This window comes from Pseudomonas sp. NPDC089569 (assembly GCF_050280625.1).
Lineage (GTDB): Bacteria > Pseudomonadota > Gammaproteobacteria > Pseudomonadales > Pseudomonadaceae > Aquipseudomonas.
In genome coordinates this window covers 1-1,180 of record NZ_JBNNVQ010000271.1, presented here as the reverse complement: position 1 = coordinate 1,180, position 1,180 = coordinate 1, and the positions used below count along the sequence as shown (strand labels likewise).

Annotated in this window: 1 rRNA gene; it reads left to right on the top strand. The window is 50.8% G+C overall.

Annotated features, from left to right (window positions below):
• Positions 1–272: 272 nt before the first annotated feature.
• Positions 273–1,180 (top strand): 16S ribosomal RNA (locus ACQKP2_RS33010); the annotation flags it as partial.

Sequence of the window (1,180 nt, the reverse complement as noted above, 5' to 3'; positions counted from 1 at the left end):
TGTTAAGGATTTCCAAGCGAAACTTTGAAAACTTCTGAAAATAACCGCTTGACAGCAAATGAGGCTGCTGTAGAATGCGCGCCTCGGTTGAGATGAAAGATCTTGACCAACCGCTCTTTAACAACTGAATCAAGCAATTCGTGTGGGTGCTTGTGGTGTAAGACTGCTAGTCAACAGATTATCAGCAACGCAAGTTACTCCGCGAGAAATCAAAGATGTAACCATCGATTGCTGAGCCAAGTTTAGGGTTTTCACAAAACCCAACGATGTTTGAACTGAAGAGTTTGATCATGGCTCAGATTGAACGCTGGCGGCAGGCCTAACACATGCAAGTCGAGCGGATGAAGGGAGCTTGCTCCCGGATTCAGCGGCGGACGGGTGAGTAATGCCTAGGAATCTGCCTGGTAGTGGGGGACAACGTCTCGAAAGGGACGCTAATACCGCATACGTCCTACGGGAGAAAGCAGGGGACCTTCGGGCCTTGCGCTATCAGATGAGCCTAGGTCGGATTAGCTAGTTGGTGAGGTAATGGCTCACCAAGGCGACGATCCGTAACTGGTCTGAGAGGATGATCAGTCACACTGGAACTGAGACACGGTCCAGACTCCTACGGGAGGCAGCAGTGGGGAATATTGGACAATGGGCGAAAGCCTGATCCAGCCATGCCGCGTGTGTGAAGAAGGTCTTCGGATTGTAAAGCACTTTAAGTTGGGAGGAAGGGCAGTAAGTTAATACCTTGCTGTTTTGACGTTACCGACAGAATAAGCACCGGCTAACTCTGTGCCAGCAGCCGCGGTAATACAGAGGGTGCAAGCGTTAATCGGAATTACTGGGCGTAAAGCGCGCGTAGGTGGTTTGTTAAGTTGGATGTGAAAGCCCCGGGCTCAACCTGGGAACTGCATTCAAAACTGACAAGCTAGAGTATGGTAGAGGGTGGTGGAATTTCCTGTGTAGCGGTGAAATGCGTAGATATAGGAAGGAACACCAGTGGCGAAGGCGACCACCTGGACTGATACTGACACTGAGGTGCGAAAGCGTGGGGAGCAAACAGGATTAGATACCCTGGTAGTCCACGCCGTAAACGATGTCAACTAGCCGTTGGGGACCTTGAGTCTTTAGTGGCGCAGCTAACGCATTAAGTTGACCGCCTGGGGAGTACGGCCGCAAGGTTAAAACTCAA